At 43.2% G+C, this 20,662-nt stretch carries 17 protein-coding genes; 9 read left to right on the plus strand and 8 right to left on the minus strand.

Translation table 11 applies throughout. From position 1 onward, the window contains the following. Positions 1 to 2 precede the first annotated feature (2 nt). Both WC841_03775 and WC841_03780 read left to right on the plus strand, forming a co-directional pair. The gene (locus tag WC841_03775; protein MFA5828445.1) at positions 3 to 3,422 is read left to right on the plus strand and encodes a heavy metal translocating P-type ATPase; all 3,420 of its coding nucleotides are present in this window, start codon (positions 3 to 5) and stop codon (positions 3,420 to 3,422) included. 5 nt (positions 3,423 to 3,427) lie between these two features. Beyond that, positions 3,428 to 3,796, plus strand: a complete 369-nt coding sequence (locus WC841_03780) for a cupredoxin domain-containing protein (protein MFA5828446.1) — start codon at positions 3,428 to 3,430, stop codon at positions 3,794 to 3,796. Positions 3,797 to 3,947: 151 nt separating this feature from the next. Here WC841_03780 and WC841_03785 read toward each other — a convergent pair whose 3' ends face one another. Together WC841_03785 and WC841_03790 are read right to left on the minus strand one after the other, a co-directional pair. Next, a complete protein-coding gene (locus WC841_03785) occupies positions 3,948 to 4,490 on the minus strand; it encodes a hypothetical protein (GenBank protein ID MFA5828447.1) in 543 nt (180 codons plus the stop codon). A 198-nt stretch (positions 4,491 to 4,688) separates the two neighbouring features. Further along, entirely contained in the window at positions 4,689 to 5,324 is a 636-nt protein-coding gene (locus tag WC841_03790; GenBank protein ID MFA5828448.1) for a hypothetical protein, read from the minus strand. A 47-nt stretch (positions 5,325 to 5,371) separates the two neighbouring features. Between WC841_03790 and WC841_03795 the strand changes: the two genes are divergently transcribed. Next, positions 5,372 to 6,013, plus strand: coding sequence for a hypothetical protein (locus WC841_03795; protein MFA5828449.1), 642 nt, complete (start codon positions 5,372 to 5,374; stop codon positions 6,011 to 6,013). 202 nt (positions 6,014 to 6,215) lie between these two features. After that, a complete protein-coding gene (locus tag WC841_03800; GenBank protein ID MFA5828450.1) occupies positions 6,216 to 7,493 on the plus strand; it encodes a phosphoribosylglycinamide synthetase C domain-containing protein in 1,278 nt (425 codons plus the stop codon). A 91-nt stretch (positions 7,494 to 7,584) separates the two neighbouring features. Here WC841_03800 and WC841_03805 read toward each other — a convergent pair whose 3' ends face one another. Beyond that, positions 7,585 to 9,630, minus strand: coding sequence for a hypothetical protein (locus tag WC841_03805; protein ID MFA5828451.1), 2,046 nt, complete (start codon positions 9,628 to 9,630; stop codon positions 7,585 to 7,587). A 160-nt stretch (positions 9,631 to 9,790) separates the two neighbouring features. Between WC841_03805 and WC841_03810 the strand changes: the two genes are divergently transcribed. Beyond that, the gene (locus tag WC841_03810; GenBank protein MFA5828452.1) at positions 9,791 to 9,982 is read left to right on the plus strand and encodes a ribbon-helix-helix domain-containing protein; all 192 of its coding nucleotides are present in this window, start codon (positions 9,791 to 9,793) and stop codon (positions 9,980 to 9,982) included. On the opposite strand, the gene WC841_03815 is transcribed toward WC841_03810, so the two are convergent. Then, positions 9,971 to 10,666 (minus strand): ribonuclease HII, encoded by a 696-nt coding sequence (locus WC841_03815; protein ID MFA5828453.1) that lies wholly within the window; start codon positions 10,664 to 10,666, stop codon positions 9,971 to 9,973. The genes WC841_03810 and WC841_03815 overlap by 12 nt on opposite strands. Before the next feature lie 9 nt (positions 10,667 to 10,675). Continuing rightward, on the minus strand, positions 10,676 to 11,728 hold the full coding sequence (locus WC841_03820) for a guanosine monophosphate reductase (protein ID MFA5828454.1): 1,053 nt from the start codon (positions 11,726 to 11,728) through the stop codon (positions 10,676 to 10,678). A gap of 46 nt (positions 11,729 to 11,774) precedes the next feature. Between WC841_03820 and WC841_03825 the strand changes: the two genes are divergently transcribed. Together WC841_03825 and WC841_03830 are read left to right on the plus strand one after the other, a co-directional pair. Next, positions 11,775 to 13,700 carry a M3 family oligoendopeptidase gene (locus WC841_03825; GenBank protein MFA5828455.1) on the plus strand — a complete coding sequence of 642 codons (1,926 nt, stop codon included), beginning with the start codon at positions 11,775 to 11,777 and terminating at the stop codon, positions 13,698 to 13,700. Further along, positions 13,690 to 14,874, plus strand: a complete 1,185-nt coding sequence (locus WC841_03830; protein ID MFA5828456.1) for an AAA family ATPase — start codon at positions 13,690 to 13,692, stop codon at positions 14,872 to 14,874. Before WC841_03825 ends, WC841_03830 begins: the two co-directional genes overlap by 11 nt. Positions 14,875 to 15,141: 267 nt before the next feature. On the opposite strand, the gene WC841_03835 is transcribed toward WC841_03830, so the two are convergent. The 3 genes from WC841_03835 to WC841_03845 form a co-directional block, all read right to left on the minus strand. Beyond that, the gene (locus WC841_03835; protein ID MFA5828457.1) at positions 15,142 to 16,131 is read right to left on the minus strand and encodes an inorganic phosphate transporter; all 990 of its coding nucleotides are present in this window, start codon (positions 16,129 to 16,131) and stop codon (positions 15,142 to 15,144) included. Positions 16,132 to 16,134: 3 nt separating this feature from the next. After that, on the minus strand, positions 16,135 to 16,764 hold the full coding sequence (locus tag WC841_03840; protein MFA5828458.1) for a DUF47 family protein: 630 nt from the start codon (positions 16,762 to 16,764) through the stop codon (positions 16,135 to 16,137). A 155-nt stretch (positions 16,765 to 16,919) separates the two neighbouring features. Then, entirely contained in the window at positions 16,920 to 17,705 is a 786-nt protein-coding gene (locus WC841_03845; protein MFA5828459.1) for a MerR family transcriptional regulator, read from the minus strand. Between the two features lie 70 nt (positions 17,706 to 17,775). Between WC841_03845 and WC841_03850 the strand changes: the two genes are divergently transcribed. Together WC841_03850 and WC841_03855 are read left to right on the plus strand one after the other, a co-directional pair. Further along, positions 17,776 to 20,088 (plus strand): excinuclease ABC subunit UvrA, encoded by a 2,313-nt coding sequence (locus tag WC841_03850; GenBank protein MFA5828460.1) that lies wholly within the window; start codon positions 17,776 to 17,778, stop codon positions 20,086 to 20,088. Then, positions 20,055 to 20,654: a hypothetical protein gene (locus WC841_03855; GenBank protein MFA5828461.1), complete on the plus strand. Its 600-nt coding sequence runs from the start codon at positions 20,055 to 20,057 to the stop codon at positions 20,652 to 20,654. Before WC841_03850 ends, WC841_03855 begins: the two co-directional genes overlap by 34 nt. Positions 20,655 to 20,662 lie beyond the last annotated feature (8 nt).

Below are 20,662 nucleotides of genomic sequence, written 5' to 3' on the forward strand. Positions count from 1 at the left end.
TGATGCCGAAAATAAAATCAAAGCAGGTGATTTTATCGGTTCCCGGTATGCATTGCCCAACGTGCCCTAAATTGATTGCTTTGGGACTGAAAGATCAAAAGGGGGTTAATTCGGTAACCGCTTCACTGGAAAAAAAACAAGTAATTGTCGATTTCGACCCTGCAAAAATTGAAATAACTGATTTGGTGGCTAATATAAAGGAATCGGGATATACGGCAATTCCCCAGGGGAGCGAACCAGTTCCTGTTAAAAGTAGCGGACCATCAGAATTGCCCACGGAAGCTATGAACGGACCCCAAAAGGTGGATACACCGGCTACCGTCTCTAATACTCAAGTGGCTCTGTTAAGTTTGAGTGGTATGCACTGTTCCAGCTGTGCCGGATTAATAGAAAGGTCGCTTAAAAAAGTCCCGGGGGTAAGTGAGACCAATGTTAATTTTGCCTCAGAAAAAGCCCGAATTGTTTATAACCCTTCCATTACTAAAGTCGAGGATTTAATCAAAGGGGTGGAATCGGCTGGTTATCATGCGTCACTTCCCGGGGAAAAAGAAACGAATCAAAAAGAAAAACGAGCTCATGAAATCCGGTATTGGCTTAAAAAATTAGTAATGGGTTTTATTCTAAGTATTCCTATGATTTTATTTATGGCCTATGATTTTACTAATGCAATTCCTCTAAAGTCGGTAATCATGCCTTATGCCGGGATAATTTCGCTGGTATTGACAACCCCCGTTCTTTTTTATGTTGGGGCTAATTTTTTTGCCGGGTTTTGGTCGGCGCTAAAGATGCGGACCTTCTCCATGGATTCCCTGATTGCGATAGGTACCGGTACTGCTTTTGTTTATAGTATCTATGAATTCGTTAAATACCTGGTTGAAACCGGATCGGCTGTCGGACTTAATGGTACCAAGATTCCAAACCTTTACTTTGAAGTGGCCGCATTCTTGGTCACGTTTGTGGCTCTGGGTAAATTCCTGGAAGCCAAAGCCAAAGGAAAAACCTCGGAAGCGATTGAAAAACTAATGGGATTGGCGCCAAAAACAGCCCGGGTAATGCGCAACGGCCAACCAATCGACATTCCTGTCGAACAGGTAGTTGTGGGCGACACAATTGTGGTTCGTCCGGGGGAAAGGATTCCGGTTGACGGTGAGGTTATAAGCGGCTATTCTGCCGTGGATGAATCCATACTGACCGGGGAGTCCCTGCCGGTTGAAAAACAAATTGGGTCTAAGGTTTACACAGCTTCGATTAATAAAACCGGTTCTTTCGAATTTAAAACTACCAAGGTCGGGGCCGATACAGCCTTAAGCCAGATAGTAAAACTAATCGAGGATGCTCAGGGCTCCAAGGCCCCAATCCAGGGTTTTGCTGATAAAATTTCCTCTATTTTTGTACCCACGGTGATCATCATTGCTTTTTTGACTTTTGTCACCTGGTACTTTTTACTCGGAGCTTCGCTGACTTTTTCACTTCTGGCTTTTGTGGCCGTCATCGTTATTGCCTGCCCTTGTGCCCTTGGATTGGCCACTCCAACATCTATTATGGTGGGGACAGGTAAAGGGGCCGAATACGGAGTTCTTATCAAGGGGGGTGAGCCTTTGGAAATGGCTGAAAAAATAAAAGCGATTGTTTTTGACAAAACCGGGACTTTGACAAAAGGAAAACCCGAGGTGACCGACTTTATTAACTACCTGCCTACCGGTCAAGCAGGCCTCCCGGGTGATCAGTCGGTACTCTCAATTTTGTACTCGATTGAACAAAAATCAGAGCATCCTTTGGCAGAAGCTATTGTCCGTTATGGACAAAACAACGGAGCAATAAATTTTGCCGTTGATGATTTTTTGGCAATTCCCGGGCATGGAGTCAGGGCGATAGTTAACGGTCAAGTTTATTTTGTGGGAAACCGGAAACTACTTGAAGTCAACAGGATTCCGCTGACCTCCGGCTATGATATGGAGCGACTGGAGAACGACGGTAAAACGGCAATGGTAATTGCCAACAAAGAAAGAGTGCTTGGATTAATTGCGGTGGCTGATCAGGTTAAGGAGTCTTCTGCCTCAGTGGTCTCTAAATTGGCCAATATGGGCATAGAAGTTTATATGATTACGGGGGATAACCGCCGGACTGCTGAGGCTATCGCCCGACAGGTGGGAATTACTAAAGTTTTGGCAGAGGTTTTGCCTCAGAATAAGGCAGAAGAGGTCAAAAAACTTCAAGACAAGGGCCTTAAGGTGGCCATGGTGGGAGATGGGATAAATGACGCTCCGGCTCTTATTCAGGCAGATTTGGGGATGGCAATGGCAAGTGGGGCTGATATCGCCATGGAGTCGGGTGGTATTGTGATTATGTCTAATGACTTAAACGGAGTTTTAACGGCTATAAGCTTATCCCGTGAAACCGTCGGGAAAATTCGCCAAAATATGTTTTTCGCCCTCTTTTATAATGTTTTGGGTATACCGATTGCGGCGCGGGCATTGGCTTTTATGGGACTAATTCTTAAACCTGAACTAGCCGGATTGGCCATGGCTTTGTCCTCGGTGTCGGTAGTTACCAATTCTTTGACTCTGAAATTTTTCAAGCCCGGTAAATTCAATTGGATTTCCCGTTTGGCGCCCTTTGTTATGGTGATAGTTTTTGTGGGTGTTTTTATTGAATTTGCCAGATTTTCTTCCCAAATGGGAGGGACGCAAGTAGAGGCCAGATCCGGATTGGCGGCATATGTTCAGGAACAACCGGAAGTTAGAACAATAATAAACCGCGTGCTTATCGAAAATTCTTCAAAGATTGCGTTTGACGGAAATTTCCCAAAACTGTTTTTGGGGGTAGATGTGTTAGCCGAATCGATTAGACTCTCTGAAGGTTCATCGGATATTTCGGGAGAAGGGAGCGTGGTTTTGGGGGCTAAAGAGGCGGCAATGATGAAGGAAGAAGGTCTTATTAAAGGCATCGGCTCTGAAATACCCGATTTCTTTGGACTACCAAAAATAAAAGTCGTTGGCATATTAGCACCGACCGGAACCATTTTGGATGAATACCATATTTTTAACAAAGCCAACTTTGATGGTTTGACAAAAGCCAATAATGATCTATTGGTTGCCGAAACCCCCTTGGAAGACCTAAAACTTTTCTATTTTTATGATGGAAATAATATTCCCCAATCCTTGAATACACTAATTAACCCGGCCAAGACTACCTATATTATTGATGGGGTTGAGTACCTTTCGACCTACGTTGGCTATGATGAGGCCAGAATGATGATGGCAGAGAAACTAATTCAAAAAAAGTTTGACATTATTAAGGGGTTCTTTGGCAACAATATTATCATTGCCGGACTGCCAAAAAAGACACTGACCAGTCTGGACATGATGCACTTTGTACCAAAAATCTTTAAAAATAATTATCAAACTCTAATTAACAAATAAAAAATATGAAAATTACTTATATATTCTTTTTGTTAGCGGCGATTGCTATCGGCGGATTTGTTTTGTCTCACTCTTTTGAGAAAGCAGAGTCGGTTGGTCCTGTCCAAGTAGTAAAAGCCACCTACGGCCCACCGTTTGGGTTTGTCCCTATCCAGATGACGGTTAAGGCGGGTCAGCCCGTCAGGTTGGAGGTAGAAGCGACCGAGGACGGTCGGGGCTGTATGGGCAGCATTACTATACCAAGACTAAACAACCAAATTCAGTCATTTAAAAAAGGCCAGGTTAATGTTTTTGAATTCACTCCTCAAACCCCCGGAACATATCCCGTCACTTGTGCTATGGGTATCCCCCATGGGGACATAATAGTCAGATAAGATTGGCTGAAGAATTGCAGGGATGGCGATGTCTTTGAGTAGTGTTTCGGTGGTAAGTAATTCGCTGAGACTGAAGTGGAAAAATTTGGATTAAAACCTATAGGGACTTTGAGGTAAAATGAGATTAATTAGCTTGTTTATTATGATTTCACTAATCAAATCTGGCGTTTTGTTTTAACTCCCGAACTTGGCTGACAATGTCGGGAATGAGGGCTCTGGCTATCGACTCAAGATGATCCCCCCTACCTATATTGTGGAAATTTTCATTTTTTATCCAAGACGGATGGGAGGCTTGTTGAGGGACAACAGTATCATCCGGAGAATTGTAAGCACTAATTTTTTCAGGTAAGTGAAGGGCTTCTATGACCTCTTGAGTGAGATTTTTAGTTAAAAATCTGGCAACTTGTTCAAAACCGGGGCTTGTAGTGGTTAGATGGGATAAGTCCAGGCTATTTAAATCAGGGTTTAATAAACCAGAAACTGAATAACCGTGGCGGATTTTGTGGTGGTATTCCGGCGTGAGCAAGTAAGCCATCATCAAGGCCGCGCCGGCGCTTACTGCAACGACTAGGGGTTGTTTTCCTCCGTCGATGGCTTCTTGAACGACGATATCCAGACGTCTGGCTTTTTCATCCAAATCTTCATCAGTCCTCCACCGAGGATCAAAAACTTTGACATCAAAAACCTTGTCCATGGTATTGACAATAGTATTGACAATGCCCTCGGGAAGGTCTTCTAATCCATCTTATCCACGTATAAGAATTACTTCTACCTGGTTTCTGTCGGCTTCCCGATTTTCCTGACCAAATAATCTTGACGGATCAAAGCCAATAAATTCAGGCATATGAGATTGTAACAGGAAAAGTGGGATTAGATGAAAAAATAGAGATGTTTATTTATTGATTTTTCGTGCAATAATAGCCTCGACAAAATGTACCGTTTCCTCCAGTTTTCCGTCGTAGTTTATAACCATTTGATCTATATATTCACCCCTGACAGACATCCAGGTTTCCCAGTCTACCCTAAGCCTGTCTATAAGCTGACGGCGACCGCCTTGGTCTCTGGCGGCTCTACGGCGCATTAGAGTCCATAGGTCAGGAGTCCCGATAAAAACTTTGGTCATACGGGGAATGATTACTTTAGCCAGATCGGGAGCATGCTTCTCGAGCATAGCTCCATAATTAGCGGCGGCGACAGGATCAACTCTTAAAATCATATTGCCACCGTTCGCAACCTGTTCAATTTGACTGCGCCTAAGACCTTTTCGGTCACCATAGTATTGGGCATATTCGACAAAGTCCCCTTCTTCTATCCCCTGGAGAAATTGGTCACGAGTCTCAAAAAAATAATCAATACCATCAACCTCGGTTAGATTGCCAGAAGAATCCCGACGAGGTGGTCTGGTGGTACTGGTGACTAAAAATTTATATTCAGGATTTCTACGACGAAATCCGTCAACAACAGCATCTTTGCCTACCCCGGAGGGCCCGGTGATTATTAGCAAGTGGCCTTCGGGTGTACGATTCATTGGTCGATTATATTACAAAAAAAAGATTGTGGGGGTAAAATGAGGTAATGAAGAAAATTATGGGAATAGGTTTAATCTTGGTCATTGGAATAATGGCCGGGGGATGTTTGCAAAAAGAGACAGGTACGGCAGAGGGGGCAAAAAACGTACCCAAACCTCAGGAGAGAAGCGGAAATTGCACGGAAGAAGCGGTGGAAATTGAAGGATATGGAGACAAGGGCAAGAGGCTTAATAATTGTTTTGTAGAATACCCCGGCGAGCCATCTCGAGAAGATAAAAGTTATTATATAGTGGAGGATATTTGCGGACAGTTTACCAGGGAATTTGTGGAGAATAAGTTGGGAAAAACGATAACCAGAATCGAGCCGTCAGATATTGGCGGACTTTATAATTGTCGGTATTTTCTAAACGAAAGCGATGAGTATGTGGTGATATCCCTGGAATATTTAACAATTGAAAACCAAAAGAAGGGCCATGAATCAATGGGGAGAAAGACAGAGACGAGCGAAAAAATTCCGATGAGAAACTTGTTGGTATGGCAGGAGGATGGAGCGCTCAACAGTCTTTATTTGGTACTGGGTGATGAGAAGTTTATCTCTATCGGCAGATCTCCCGACTCGGGGTTGACGGCAGATGAGCTGATTGGTTTAGCAGCAGAGATAGCATTAGAGATAAAAAATTATAAATAAAGAGACGGATAGCTTTTAGACAAAAGCTAGTCGAGTTTCAAGGATTGTTTGGGTTGATGCCAAAAGCTGGCTGATTTTCCATATATATTTCAGGCACGGATTTGATACATTGCAATTGGACGGAATAATTATATGCTTGCTTTTACATAGATTTTTTTGAGAGAAATTAGATTAACAATTTAAAAAATAAAACAAGAAAAAAATGAAATTTTTGTTCATTTCGAAGGAGGCATTAATCTCGGATATTGCCTGGCAAATTATCAAGGAAGGGCACGAAGCGAAGTATTTTATTGAAGAAAAGAGCGAGCAGGAAATCGGGGACGGGTTTGTACCAAAGACCAACAACTGGGAAAAAGAGGTTAAGTGGGCGGATGTAATTGTCTTTGATGACGTTTTGGGACAGGGGAAGATTGCTCATGAACTGAGAGAGCGGGGTAAAAAAGTAATCGGGGGAACGCATTATACAGACAGACTGGAGGATGACCGCTCGTTTGGACAGGAAGAATTAAAAAGGCACAAGGTAAACATTCTTCCCTACCAGGATTTTTTTAGCTTTGATGAGGCGATTGATTATGTACAGAAAAATCCTGACGAGTATGTGATTAAGCCATGCGGAGAGGCAGCAAACATTAAGCGGTTACTGTTTGTGGGGATGGAGAAGGATGGCGGCGATGTAGTGAGAGTACTGCAATCATATAAAAAAGTATGGTCAGAAGAAATAAAACAATTTCAGCTACAAAAGAGGGTGACAGGGGTAGAGGTGGCGGTTGGGGCTTTTTTTAACGGCCACAAGTTTATTAAACCAATAAATATAAATTTTGAACACAAGAAATTGTTTCCGGGGAATATCGGACCGGCAACAGGAGAGATGGGAACCAGTATGTTTTGGAGTGATGGGAACAAACTTTTTGATAACACCTTGCTAAAAATGGAACCAACATTGGCAAAAGAAGGTTATGTAGGATATATCGATTTAAACTGTATAGTAAACGGAAACGGGATCTACCCGCTGGAATTTACATCAAGATTCGGATATCCGACTATCAGCATTCAATATGATTCGATGATTACGCCAATCGGCCAATTTTTCTATGATTTGGCAAACGGCAAAGACATTGATTTGAAGGTGAGAAAAGGATTTCAGGTGGGGGTAAGAGTAGTGGTCCCCCCTTATCCATTTAGAGACAAAAAAACCTTTAATTCTTATTCCAAAAAAGCAACTATTGTCTTTAAAAAAATGGATCACTATGAGGGGATTCACATCGAGGACGTAAAAATAGTTAAAGGGGAATGGGTGGTGACGGGAGGCTCGGGAGTGGCGCTGATCGTGGTGGGGACGGGGTTGACGATGAGAGATGCCCAGAGGCAGGCATATGGAAGAATCGATAACATCCTAATACCAAATATGTATTATCGAAAAGATATCGGAGACCGATGGTACGAAGAAGGCGATAAGCTTTTGATGTGGGGAGTGATATAAAAAACCGACTGTTAAACCAAAAAGCCCCGTCTTGGACGGGGCTTTTTTAGTTCAATTCTAATCCTTATGTTAGAGCCGGGGTCGAAACTGGCTATCTGACGACCACAGTTTTTCTGATTACAGCAGCGGCGTAGTCAAAGATAGTGGTAGCAGGGACCCGATAGTTTTTGATGGAGGCCTGATCACCGACTTCAACCATGACGACATAGGTGCTACCAATTTCGGCGGTGGTCGGGATTGTCCAGGTACGACTGTTTATAGAGCCTGCTTTGCCCAAATCACCGGCGTTTTCTGCAGTGACGTTGCTTTTGTAGACTTCGATTTCTACCGGCTTGTAGCGATCGTAACAACTCATAGCATAGACTCCGTCACCATCGGTGGCGCCCCAGACTTTGTAGGTAACACCCTTTAGCAGTCTTGGCCTGACATCAAAGTCAAAGTCAATCTTTCTGGTGTTGTTGGTAACCAGCATTGACCTTTGGCCCCCCTTGGAACAAGCGACCGGGTTGGTCGGGAGGTTGTACATGTGATGAGCCTCATTGGGCCTGGAATCAAGATCGTAGTTATTGTCGGAGACTAAGCCGGCGCTATCGGTAATGATGACGTGGGCGCTCCAGGCAGCTGAGCTAGCATTTTTGAAAGGAATGCTTAAGCTCGAAACGACCATGTCTTGGGTAGGAACAATAGTACCGATCTGGGTCCAGTATTGATTGGACATCTTTTTGACCGGATATAGTTTACTGCCATCATGATTGGCACAGCCGTAACCGATGGCTACAGCCAAAGAGTCGATGGCATCCTGCCTGTAGTAATTAAAACGGTAGGTTAATGGCGCATGAGTAGAAACACCATTAGCCTTGAGGGTAATGGTTTCACCGGGGGCCGGATTCTCGTTGCTAACGGTAAAATCGGTAACCCTAACGAGACGGTCACAGGAGCTACAGCAGCCTGCCCCTATCGGTAAGTAACTACACTTGACATCGCCACCGTTTGACATGTCCGGCTCTCTATATGACATAGTGCATTTACAGTCTTCACAAACCGGATACTTTGGCGGCGGGGGCGTGGGAGTCTTTGTCGGAGTTATGGTGGTCCTGGGAATGGTGGGAGTAACGGTGGTGGGAGAACACACACAGGCCGGATAATCAGGACAGCTTCGATTTCGACATCGCATGGTACCAGTAACGGTATCGGTGTAACAATGACCAGTGGAACATTGGGCATCGTAACTACAAGATGCGTTACAACTTAATTTGGTAGTCGGAGGTGTGGGAGTCTTTGTCGGGGTGATGGTTGTAGGACAGCTACAAGCGGTGTAATCCGGACAACTTCGATTACGACATCGCTTGGTGCCGGTGATGGTGTCGGTATAACAGTAGCCAGTGGAGCATTGGGCATCGGAACTACAAGACTGATTACAGCCAACCTGACACTGACAGTCTGCGTAATCCGGACAATTTCGATTTCGACAAACCATAGCACCAACGATTGGATCGATAGCACAATAGCCGGTGGAACATTGGGCGTCGGCACTACAAGATGCGCTGCAACTTAATTTGGTGGTGGGAGGAGTAGGAGTGGAGGTAACGGTGGTGGTACCACTACAAGTGGCGCTGTCCCACTTACAACCTTTTTTGGCACAACTCCAGCCATTACCACTGGCATCAACCTGATAAACTCCACATTTGACACTTGAAGTAAGACTGTATTTTCCGGGACCATAACTTTTGGTGGTAGTGGCACAGCCGACACCCTGCTGGGCGTCTGCCTGACACTGCTCTTTGGTTTTGCCCGGATAATATTCCTGCTTACAGTTGGCGATAGCAAGATTGACGGTACCACCAGTAACAGTAAAGCTGTCACAATTACCGGTGATGGTAACTCCACTTGTAGAAGTATTACATTGACACTTACCGCTTATCCAGGCGCAACCGCTACCGGCATGGGACCAACAGTTGGACTCAGAGGTGGCACCATCACAAGTCGTCGAAACACAACCCGCGGCGAGATTACGGGTGTCTTGATTTGATTGAGACAGTTTTGTGGCGATGGGGATGGCCAGAGCCATGATAACCAGACCAATTATTAGCGGGATTTGTGTTAAACCAAATTGATTGAATAGATTTTTTATCTTCATAGTTTAATACTATGACGATTTGATATTTAGTGTCAAGGACTTGGATTGGCGAATAATGCTGAGATATCAAAAAAATTGAAAGCGACCGTTTTTTGATTTTGTTAGTGGACAATTTAGTGATTATATATGATGCCTTATGAGATATAATTATTATTAATATATGAGATCGATAGTAAACATATCAATGCCAAAACAGTTGGTTGAGGCGGTCGAGGAAGGAGTAGCCCAGGGGGGATATGCTAGCAAAAGTGAATTTTTCAGGATGCTTGTAAAGCAGTGGCTAAAAAGAAGGTCAAGACAGGGGAGCAGTAAATACTCGGCCGGGATAAAGGTAAGAAGTTTAAGGGGGTAGGTGAAAATCTATTGGAGAAAATAGTGATTTTATGGGTTTATAGCTTTTGCGGTGGATGGGGCAGATGCCTAATTTCTGCAAAGAAGAAAAATGAGCGGCGGTGCCATAACCTTTGTTTTGACCAAAACCATAACCGGGGTAACTTTGATCGTATTGGTCCATTTTTTGGTCGCGGACAACTTTGGCACAGATTGAGGCGGCGGCGACAGAAAAGCAGGAAGAGTCGGCTTTGACAATTGATTTAATCCCTCTCCGCTCGTTAAACTCGGGGTTTCTCCCTTTGACAAGGGAGAGGTTGTTGAATTGATAATTTCCGTCGACCAGACAGAAATCGAATTGGCCGCGAAAATGGTCAAGGATGTACAAAATTAAACCTTTGATGGTAGGAGCGATTCCCCTTTCGTCGATTTTTGAAGATGAAGCGGAAACAACCTGAAAGGTGAAATTGTTTTGTTGAAAATATGAAAATATTTTTTGTCTATTTTTATTGGTAACTTTTTTGGAATCACGGACACCGAGCTTGATAAATTCATCTGGGTTGAACTTTTCAAGATCCAGGAGAAAGGCGCCAATAGTGACAGGACCAGCCCAAGGACCACGGCCAACTTCGTCAATACCTAAAAGATAGCGGACCCCGGAAGGGAGGAGTGAGCGCTCGTAACTAAAATCCGGATTAACGACCATTAGGATAGTTTAGCGGGTAATGACTCCCCGATTGTTATTTTCGAAGGTAACGGAATTGGTGACCTGAACAAAACGGGCTTTTTGATGGAGTTCGTCGATATTGAAGGCGCCACTATAACTAAGACCGGAACGAACCCCCTTGTCAATTTGGCCAAGAATGGCAGCCACGGGGCCACGGTATTCAACACAGCCCTCGATACCCTCGACAAAGTCGACATAGTCGGCTGATTTTTCGGCAGGATTTTTTCCCATTTGGCGGATTTTTTCGGCACGGGAGGTGGAACCGTTGTATTCCTTGTATTTTTTGCCGTCGGAGTCGATAACAGAACCAGGGCATTCGTCGGTACCGGCTAAAAGCTTACCGGCAGTAACGGCATTGGCACCAGCCGCCAGGGCCTTAACGATATCTCCGGAGTTTTTTATACCACCATCGGCAATTATGGGCCTACCAAATTCACGACCGGCCCGAGCGGCCTCCAAAACGGCGGTAATTTGGGGCATACCAGAACCGGTAGCAATACGGGTGGTGCAGATCGACCCGGTACCTATACCGACTCTGACCGAGTCGGCGCCGGCGATAAAAAGATCTTTGGCCCCTTCGTAAGTAGCGATAGCGCCGGCGATAATTTCCAGATCCGGATACTTTGATTTGACAGTTTGGATAAATTCAAGGCATGATTCCTGGTGGGCATGAGCAACATCAATGGTGATAACTTTGGCACCAACAGAAACAAGAGCGGATACCCTATCTAGCTCTCCGGGCTTGATACCAACCGCAGGGATAACGATAAAACCAGCATCAATAATTTGTTTTATTTCCTTTGATTGAATTTCCGGCGGAGCGAAGCGGGGATAAAAACTAGTACCACCAAACTCGGCCATGGCGAGAGCCATATTGACTCCGGTAATACAATCCATATTAATAGAGATAACCGGAAAGTTAATTTCTATTTTGGGGGTGAGGTGAGTTTTTAGGGACACCTGACTGCGGGATTTGACGGCAGATCTTTGGGGGGTCAACAAGACATCGGCAAAGGTTAAAGCTTGAGGTATTTTTTGCACGCCAGGTAAGAGTGTAACATATAGGTCTACCTGTTAGAATAAGACTGTGAAAACGCATAGCGGAGTGAGATGGAATCTTGATGATATATTGCCAAGAGACAAGTTTGATGAGCTTGAGAGGGAAATCGAAGAAGCACTAAAGAAAATCGACGAGTATGTGGCGGAATTGTCAAACGGGATGAGCTTGGAAAAATTTCGGGAAATAACGGAATATTGCGAGACCCTCAGCCAAAAATTATCCAGATTGATAACTTTGCCGGAGCTGATTGAGTCAACCGATCAAAAGGACCGAAAGGCTAAAATATTAAAAAGCAGAGCTAATAATATCTCCCTAAAATACACGGATAGGGTAAGGAAAATTTATCATTGGGTAAAAGGGTTTAACGGCGGACTGGATGAAGTAAACGCCCAAAGGCTGTTTGCCGGGGTACCTGATTTGAAATATGTTTTGGATTATTCAAGAAAAGCGGCAAAACATAGTTTGTCTGAGAAGGAAGAAAGCATTGTTGACAACAAGGATGTGAGCGGTGTTGAAGCGCTGGCGGATCTGCGAACGATAATAGAGACGGAGTTTAAATACAGTCTAAAAGTCTTAAAGTCGAAAAGTCTTAAAGTCGAAAAGCCATGCCTGCCCACCCCGGCGGGTAAACCGGCAGGCAGGTCTGATAGTCTTTTGCCTGAGGCGGATCAGCCGATGGTTGAGAAAGTTATAGAAACACAGGCGGAGCTGACGGCTTTGTTCCACTCGCCAAAAGCAGAGTTAAGAGAGGCGGCATACCGGGCACTTTTAGAGAAACATGAAGAAAATCTGGATAAATTTTTTTTGATTTATCAGGCAGTGGCGAAAGACTGGGATTACGAGGCAAAAATCAGGGGATATGCCTCCCCGCTTTCGATGAGAAATTTTGGCAACCAAGTTAGTGACAAATCGGTTGAGGTGCTGCTGAGAGTGGTGGCAAAAAACAAAGGGGTTTTTAAAAACTATTTTGAGTATAAGGCCAAAAAACTTGGGGTTAAAAAATTAAGCAGGTTTGATTTGTATGCACCCATCAGTAAAAAGTCTGAAAGCCATGCCTGCCGGCAGGCAGGTCTGAAAGTCTTAAAGTCTAAAAGTCTTAAAGTAATAAGTTTTGAGGAAGCGGAGAAAATGGTCTTGGGGGCGTTTGAGGAGTTTAGCCCAAGATTTGCTGATTTTGGAAGAAAAATTATTGAAGAAAATCATATTGATTCGCACCCGAGAGTGGGAAAAAGAAGCGGAGCTTTTTGTGCTAACGTCGGACCGGCGGTTACTCCGTATGTAATGCTGAACCATACCGGAAGATTTAGAGATGTGACGACTTTGGCACACGAATTGGGCCATGGAATTCACAGCCTTTATGCCAACTCCCACTATCCGTCTAGCCAACACGCCGGATTGACATTGGCAGAGACAGCGTCGACTTTTGGAGAGATGATTTTGTTTGAAAAAATGTTTAAAGAAACTAAGGGTAAGCAAGAGAAAGAGGAGATGTTGGTTGAAAAAATAGCGGATTCTTATGCAACTATAATGAGGCAGTCATATTTTATTGATTTTGAAATAAAGGCACACGAGACAGTTCAGGAAGGGATAAGTGCCGACGAATTGTCGAAGCTCTGGCTGAGTACCTTAGAGGATCAATTTGGCGAAAGTGTTTTTGTGGACAAAGTTTTTGGAAGTGAGTGGTCCTATATCCCCCATATCGTCGAAACTCCCTTTTATTGCTACGCATATAGCTTCGGAGAGCTTTTGTCGTACTCACTTTTTTCAAGATATAAAAAAGAGGGAAAAAGTTTTGTGCCAAAAATAGAAAAAATATTGACAGCCGGCGGGTCGGAGGATCCGGGATTGATTTTGAAAAATGTCGGGATTGATATCGAGTCGGAGCAGTTTTGGCAGGAAGGGTTTGAACTTATAAAAGAGTGGAGTAGCCGATTAAGTGATAATGACTTCTGATAATTTTTCGCCGACAAGAGATCAGGTGCGGGCGATTGAAGTAATATTGGAGTGGTGGAGAAAAAAGGGGGCGGATTTTGTAACTCTGGGCGGATATGCGGGAACAGGGAAAACTACACTGGTGGCTGAAATCAGAAACAGGATAAGGAAAGAAAGACCCAACGAAAAAGTGGCATTTTGTGCTTTTACCGGAAAGGCGGCGATGGTATTGAGACAAAAACTAGCCGAGCACATCACACAGCTTAAAGGTGACAGCGTGGGCACTATCCACTCGCTGATATACTGCCCTATAATTGACGAAAAAAGAGGGATTATTGGGTGGACGAAAAGAGAAAAACTGGAAACTGATTTGATAGTGGTGGATGAGGCAAGCATGGTAAATGAAAAAATCTGGGAGGATTTAAAATCATATCGATTACCGATTTTGGCTGTGGGAGATCATGGACAATTGCCGCCAATTGAGGGACATTTTAACCTGATGGACAGACCTATTTTGAAACTCCAACAAATACATAGACAAGCGGAAAATAATCCGATTATTAAGTTATCGATGATGGCGAGATTGGAGGGGAAAATTCCGACCAAAATCTATAGCCCCAAAGTAAAGAAAATGGACAGGTATCGAAGCGATACCGGCTACCTAATTGAAGAAGAGCTTGATAACTATAATGATGAGCTGATGGTCCTGGTGGGATACAACCAAAGCCGGATTAAGCTAAACAAAGCCATTAGGGAGAAAAAGATGTTTGAAAGCCAGGATCCGCAAGCAGGAGACAAAGTAATATGTTTGAGAAATAACTGGCAGAAAAATATTTTTAACGGGATGACAGGAAAGATAAAATCCATAAAGCCAAAGTATGATAATAAGGGTCAAAAAAAATGGTACCAGGCGGAAATTGTAATGGAGGATGAGAGCGTATTTGAAGGATTGATTGCGGCAGACCAATTCGATAATCCGGTTTCCAGAAACTATGAGGGGAAACCGATCGAGGAGGAAGTTGATTTGTTTGACTTTGGCTACGCGCTGACGGTGCACAAAGCCCAAGGCGGATCGGCAAAAAAAGTGCTTTTATTCGAGGAAAGATTTGCCAAAATGGATGACGAAGAATGGAGGAGATGGTTGTATACGGGGGTGACCAGGGCAGAAGAGGAGTTAACGATTGTTGGGGTCTGATATAACAAATTACGAATATCGCCTATTTTTCGTGAGGATAAGGAAGGATGGGAGTTAGGGTAATAGGACGAGGAACAGAAGGGTTGGTGCCAAACGAGTGAGCGGAAAATGGGAGGAGGTTGGAGCGGCCAAAATGACACCGTCGGTTTCAGATTGGGCTGATAATAATTGATTAAATTGATCGAGAAATTCGACTGTGTCTACCCACGATTTTGATATTGGCCAACAAATGGATTTGTTCGATACACAGATTCTCTTTGGCCGGATCTAGGGAACAAGCCGGGAGACAATAAAATAGATTAAACCAGAGAGAAGAGCGGATGCCGGCATGGTTAGAAACCAAGCAATAACAATTTTTCGAGCCATAGTCCAGTGAACGGCAGTTTTCCGACGGGCAGCACCAACACCCATAATAGCGCCGGAAACTGCCTGAGTGGTAGAGACCGGAAAGCCAATCAGGGCGGTCGAGAACAAAACCAGGGTGCTAGCTGCCTCGGAACAAAAACCCTGATAGGGTTTGAGCTTGGTAATGCCTTTGGACATAGTTTTGACAATTTTCCAACCACCGAAGAGGGTTCCCAGTGACAATAGACCATAGCAGGCAAGCATAACCCAAAGCGGAACAGAAAAACTACTGATTAGTCCGGCGTTAAATAATAAAATTGTGACAATCCCCATCGCTTTTTGGCCATCATTGGCGCCATGGCTAACCGAAGTAGTAAAGGAGGATATGAGCTGAAGTGAACGAAATATACGATTGGCCTTTTTGGGGTGAGTAGAAACAAAAATCCGAGAGACCAGACGGATTAAAAGAAAAGCCACTATGAACGTTATCACCGGCGAACCTATCATAGGAACCAAAACCTTATCGAGAATCGAGTTGAACTTAACGCCGGCGGAGCCGGCAGATACTAAACCAGCTCCGATCAGGGATCCAACCAAAACATGGGACTCCGAAATCGGGAGAGCAAAAAACCAGGTAGAAATGTCCCAAAGGAGACCTCCCAAAAGAACAGAAAAAAGAAATTTGTCGTTTATCAGATTCGGATCAACAATACCGCGGCCAATCGTTTGAGCAACAGCAGTTCCGAACAATAGCCCGGTAAAATTACCGACGGCTGAAAAAAGCACCGCCAGACGAGGGGATAGAACCCGGGTAGCAATTATCGTAGAAATTGAATAGGCGGCGTCAGAAAGACCATTCCAAAAAGCAAAAAAGAAAGCCAAAATAATAGCCAGGACAAAGAATACAGACATAATTTAAATATTTTTGGTGATGACTTGATGAATAGCCAGGGCGGCATCTTCTGATTTGTCAATAGCTTCTTCTAAAAGGCTATATATTTCCCGAAGCTTTATAATGGTTTTCAGATCGTTTTCCCGAAGAAAAAGATCGGCCGAAACCCGGTCGTAAAGTTGGTCACCGGTATTTTCGAGACGGTGAATTTCAATACAACATTGATCGATTTCCGATCCGGCCATCTTACGAATTCGAAAAGCAGCTTTTTTAATTTGGCTTAGCTGACAAACAAGTATATGGACAAATTTTCCTATTTCGGGTGGGATTTCGGTGATGCGGTAAAGGTAGAGGCGATTGACGACCGAATACATTCTATCCAGAATATCATCAAACACTGAAAACAGAGTAGTCAAATCCTCCTGATCAATGGGAGTAATAAAGGTTTGATTAAGCTTCTGGTAAAAGCGATGGACAATCTGATCCCCGTGATGCTCTATCTTTTTCATCTGTTTTAGAGATAAGCCTACGTCGCAGTAATCGGTGGTTAATTTTTGCAAGCAATCAGCCCCAACGACGACATTGTCCACCTGTTCTTCAAGATAGGTGAAAAATATTTTTTCTTTTGGGAGGAGCCAGTCCTTTAGATTCATAAAAATTTAACCTTTAGAAAGTTTTAGCAATTGTAGCATGAAGGTATCTGGCTATTTTGGACGAGTAAATTAAGAAAAAACTTTTCGGCCTGATTGATAAATTATATTTGTAGAATAATTTGATAGTCAAAAATATTCCGGGAAAAGTACTTAGACTAAAAGATGGGTAGATAGATTTCGAAAAACTGTTTTTTGTGGTCGGAATTAACATGACGATAGATTTCGAAATCGGGAATATTTTTATTGACTTTTATTTTATTAAGACGGCAATATTTTTCGAGCTCTTTCCAAAAAAGCGACAGTAACTCACCGGCTCCATTGTGAGTGAAGGTAATAACTTTACCGGGGTTAAACTTCGTAGATCTGACGACATTTTTGAAGCTTGGATTGACAGACATTCCCGGAGCAGCTAAAACGGCAATTTTAATTAAGGACTTTTTGGGCTGATAGGTGGGATCGTCAAAAATGGCGAGGGTAGTGAAAATTTTACCTTTTTTACTAAACATTCCAGATAATTCCTGACAATATTTGCCGATGTTTACATAGGGACCAGTTTTCTCTATGTAATAAACATTAAAAGGTTGGAGATTTTTTATCTCCGGTTTGATCAGGGTATTGTTTAGAGCAAGATTGGCCATAAATTTTTCCAGATTCTTTAGATTGAATTGAAGATTGTTGATTTGATTTTTGATTGAGTCTTTTTTTTCTTCAAAAAGATTTTTTAGATTATTTTTGTGACTAATTTCCCGCAGACTAACGCCTAGGGTAGTTAACAACAACACCATTTGGTACTCCAACACCTGAGATTCGGAATAGTAACGATAACCTTCGGTGGAAACTCTAACGGGTTTAATTATACCTAAGTGGTCATACCAGAGGATGGTTCTTTTGGTGGTGCCGGCCAGTTTGGCAAGCTGGCCGGCGGTAATGAGAGTATTCATAGATTACCTATTGACTATGACGTTACGTAATAGGCTATTATAACCTATATTAAATTTAATTGTCAAATAAATGAATACAAAATCCCTCTCGGCTACGCCGTTTCTCCCTGCCTGCCGGCAGGCATGGCCTTTGAGGAAAGGGAGACTTGAACAAAGATATATAACAATAAAAGGAGCGAGAGAGAATAACTTAAAAAATATAGATTTGGCCATACCGAGAAATAAAATTGTGTGTTTTGTGGGGGTATCGGGGTCGGGCAAATCGACGATTGCTTTTGATATCATTGCCCGAGAAGGGCAAAGGCAATATTTTGAGAGTTTGAGCAGTTTGGCGAGAAGATATCTTTCAAAAAGCAACCGGCCACAGGTAGACGAAATAAAAGGGATATCGCCGACGATTATTATTAGCCAGGACAGAGTGTATCCCAGTCCGCGATCGACGGTGGGGACGGTGACAGAGGCCTATACCTACTTAAGATTGTTGTATTCGAGAGTCGGTCAACCTAGTTTTGATTCGTCGTATTTCTCGTTTAATCATCCGTTGGGCGCCTGTCCAAGATGCAAGGGTTTAGGAAGGGCGATGGAGATTGATATCAATAGGCTAGTAGATGAGAATAAAAGCTTGAATGAGGGGGCGATATTGTATAGCAATTGGCGGGTGGGAAGTATGTGGTGGAAAATTATTAGGGCGACAAATTATTTTGAGATGGATAAAAAAGTAAAGGATTATACGACCCAAGAAAGGGAAAAGCTTCTCTATGCCAAAAAGCAGGTGGTGATTGATAAAAGCGGGATGGATAATGTGATTAATTGGACGTTTAAGGGAGTGGTGACTCACCTCTTGGGGAGGGGAACAAGTGTTTATCGAAAAGCAAATAGTGAAGAAGTTAAATATTTTAGATATGTTGACTGCCCGGAATGCCAGGGGTGGAGATTAAGAAAAGAATCCTTGGCAGTAAAGATAAACGGCTTAAATATTGGCGAAGTGGCGAATATGCCGATAAGCGAAGCAGTCAATTTTATTGAAAAAATTGATCATAGAAACGCAACGGTGATAAAACCGAGGTTGATAGAGCAACTTAGGTATTTGACAGACGCGGGAATTGGTTATCTGTCGCTTAACCGACAGACAAATACGTTGTCGGGAGGCGAAGCGCAGAGAGTTAAGCTAGCACGACAACTTGGAAGTGATTTGATCGAAACAATATATGTGTTAGACGAACCAACGGCGGGACTACACCCGAGAGATTTGGAAATGGTGGTGAAAAATTTGAGAAGATTAAGAGATGGTGGTAACACAGTAGTGGTGGTAGAACACGATAAAACAATTATCGAGGCGGCTGATTATATGGTGGAAGTAGGGCCAGGGGGAGGCAAGATGGGAGGAAAAATTGTGTTTGCAGGAACAAAAGATGAGTTTTTGAGAAGTGAAACATTAACGGCACAATACTTAAACCCACCCCCAACCCCTCCCTTGATAAAGGAGGGGCGTAAACCAATAAATTATTTAAAAATTGTTAATGCCAAAAGAAATAATTTAAAAAATATTAATGTTGACATACCACTGCGGATGATGGTGGGGTTGACGGGAGTATCGGGGGCAGGGAAAAGCTCGCTAGTGGAAGAAATTAAGACTCAATATCCGGATTTAGTGACAGTGATCAACCAGAGGCCAATCGGACATAACCGGAGGGCGTGTTTGGCGACTTACGTGGGAGTTTTTGATGAAATCAGAAAATTATTTGCCATAAAGTGCTCGGAGAGTATTTCGAAATTTAGCTACAACAGCCAAAAGGGGGCTTGTGAAGAATGTAAGGGGTTGGGTTTTGTCGATATGGATATGAATTTTCTGGGTGAGGTAAGGATGAGGTGCGATAAGTGCATGGGTAAACGATACAAAAAGGAGGTTTTAAATTTTAAATATAAAAATTTAAATATTGCTCAAGTTTTAGCGATGACAGCTATCGAAGCTAATGAGTTTTTTGAATCAAAAGTGATTAAAGAAGGATTAAAGCTACTTTTAGAGGTGGGACTGGACTACTTGGAGTTGGGACAGACTTTGGATACATTATCGGGAGGTGAGGCGCAGAGGCTAAAACTGGCAAGCCGACTAAAAGATGCCGGAGAATTTTTGATACTGGACGAACCGACTTCGGGCCTTCATTTTGCCGACGTAGAGAAACTTTTAAATTTATTAAATATGATGATCGACAATGGAAACACGGTGTTGATAATAGAACACAATACTGAAGTGATAAAAAAGATGGATTGGATAATAGATTTGGGGCCGGAAGGCGGCAAAAATGGAGGGGAGATTGTGGCTCAAGGGAGAGTAGAGGATATTAAAAAATGCGAGAAATCGTGGACCGGGAGGTATTTATGATGTCTATAAACGAAAAAAGAGAGTTATTGCGAAAGATAGATCCGGTTTGTTTTAAAAGGGGTGAGAAAGTCTTTGAGCAATTTATGGAGAAATATATAGTTCATCGAAGGGGGTTGTTTATCGTGGGGCCGTCGGGCTGCGGGAAAACGTACTTTGTAAAACACCAAAGAGAAAAACACTGGATTGACGGGGATATTTTGTGGACCAAAACCGGGGCGGCGCCAAAACGAGCCTGGTGGGCAGAGGGGACAGAGATTATCGATGAAGTTGATAGAAAAAGTGACGTAATAACAATGCAAGCAAAAAAACTAGGATTGTGGGTTGTGGGAGCATCTTTTTTTGGGATAAAACCTGATGCTATCGTAATTCCAACCTGGGAAAGGCACCAAAAAAATATTTTGAAAAGGGAAAAATACCACTATGGTGGTGGCGCAACCAGTAAGGATTTCGAGAAGATGGTGGAATATCGAAAGTTTTTGAGAAAATATGCGACCGACAATAAGATCCCGGTGTTTAAAACGATGACAGAGGCAGTGGATTATTTAACCATACAGGGAGACGAGTAACCTGTAAT

This window comes from Candidatus Shapirobacteria bacterium (assembly GCA_041659325.1).
In the GTDB taxonomy this organism is placed as follows: domain Bacteria; phylum Patescibacteriota; class Microgenomatia; order UBA12405; family UBA12405; genus JBAZYN01.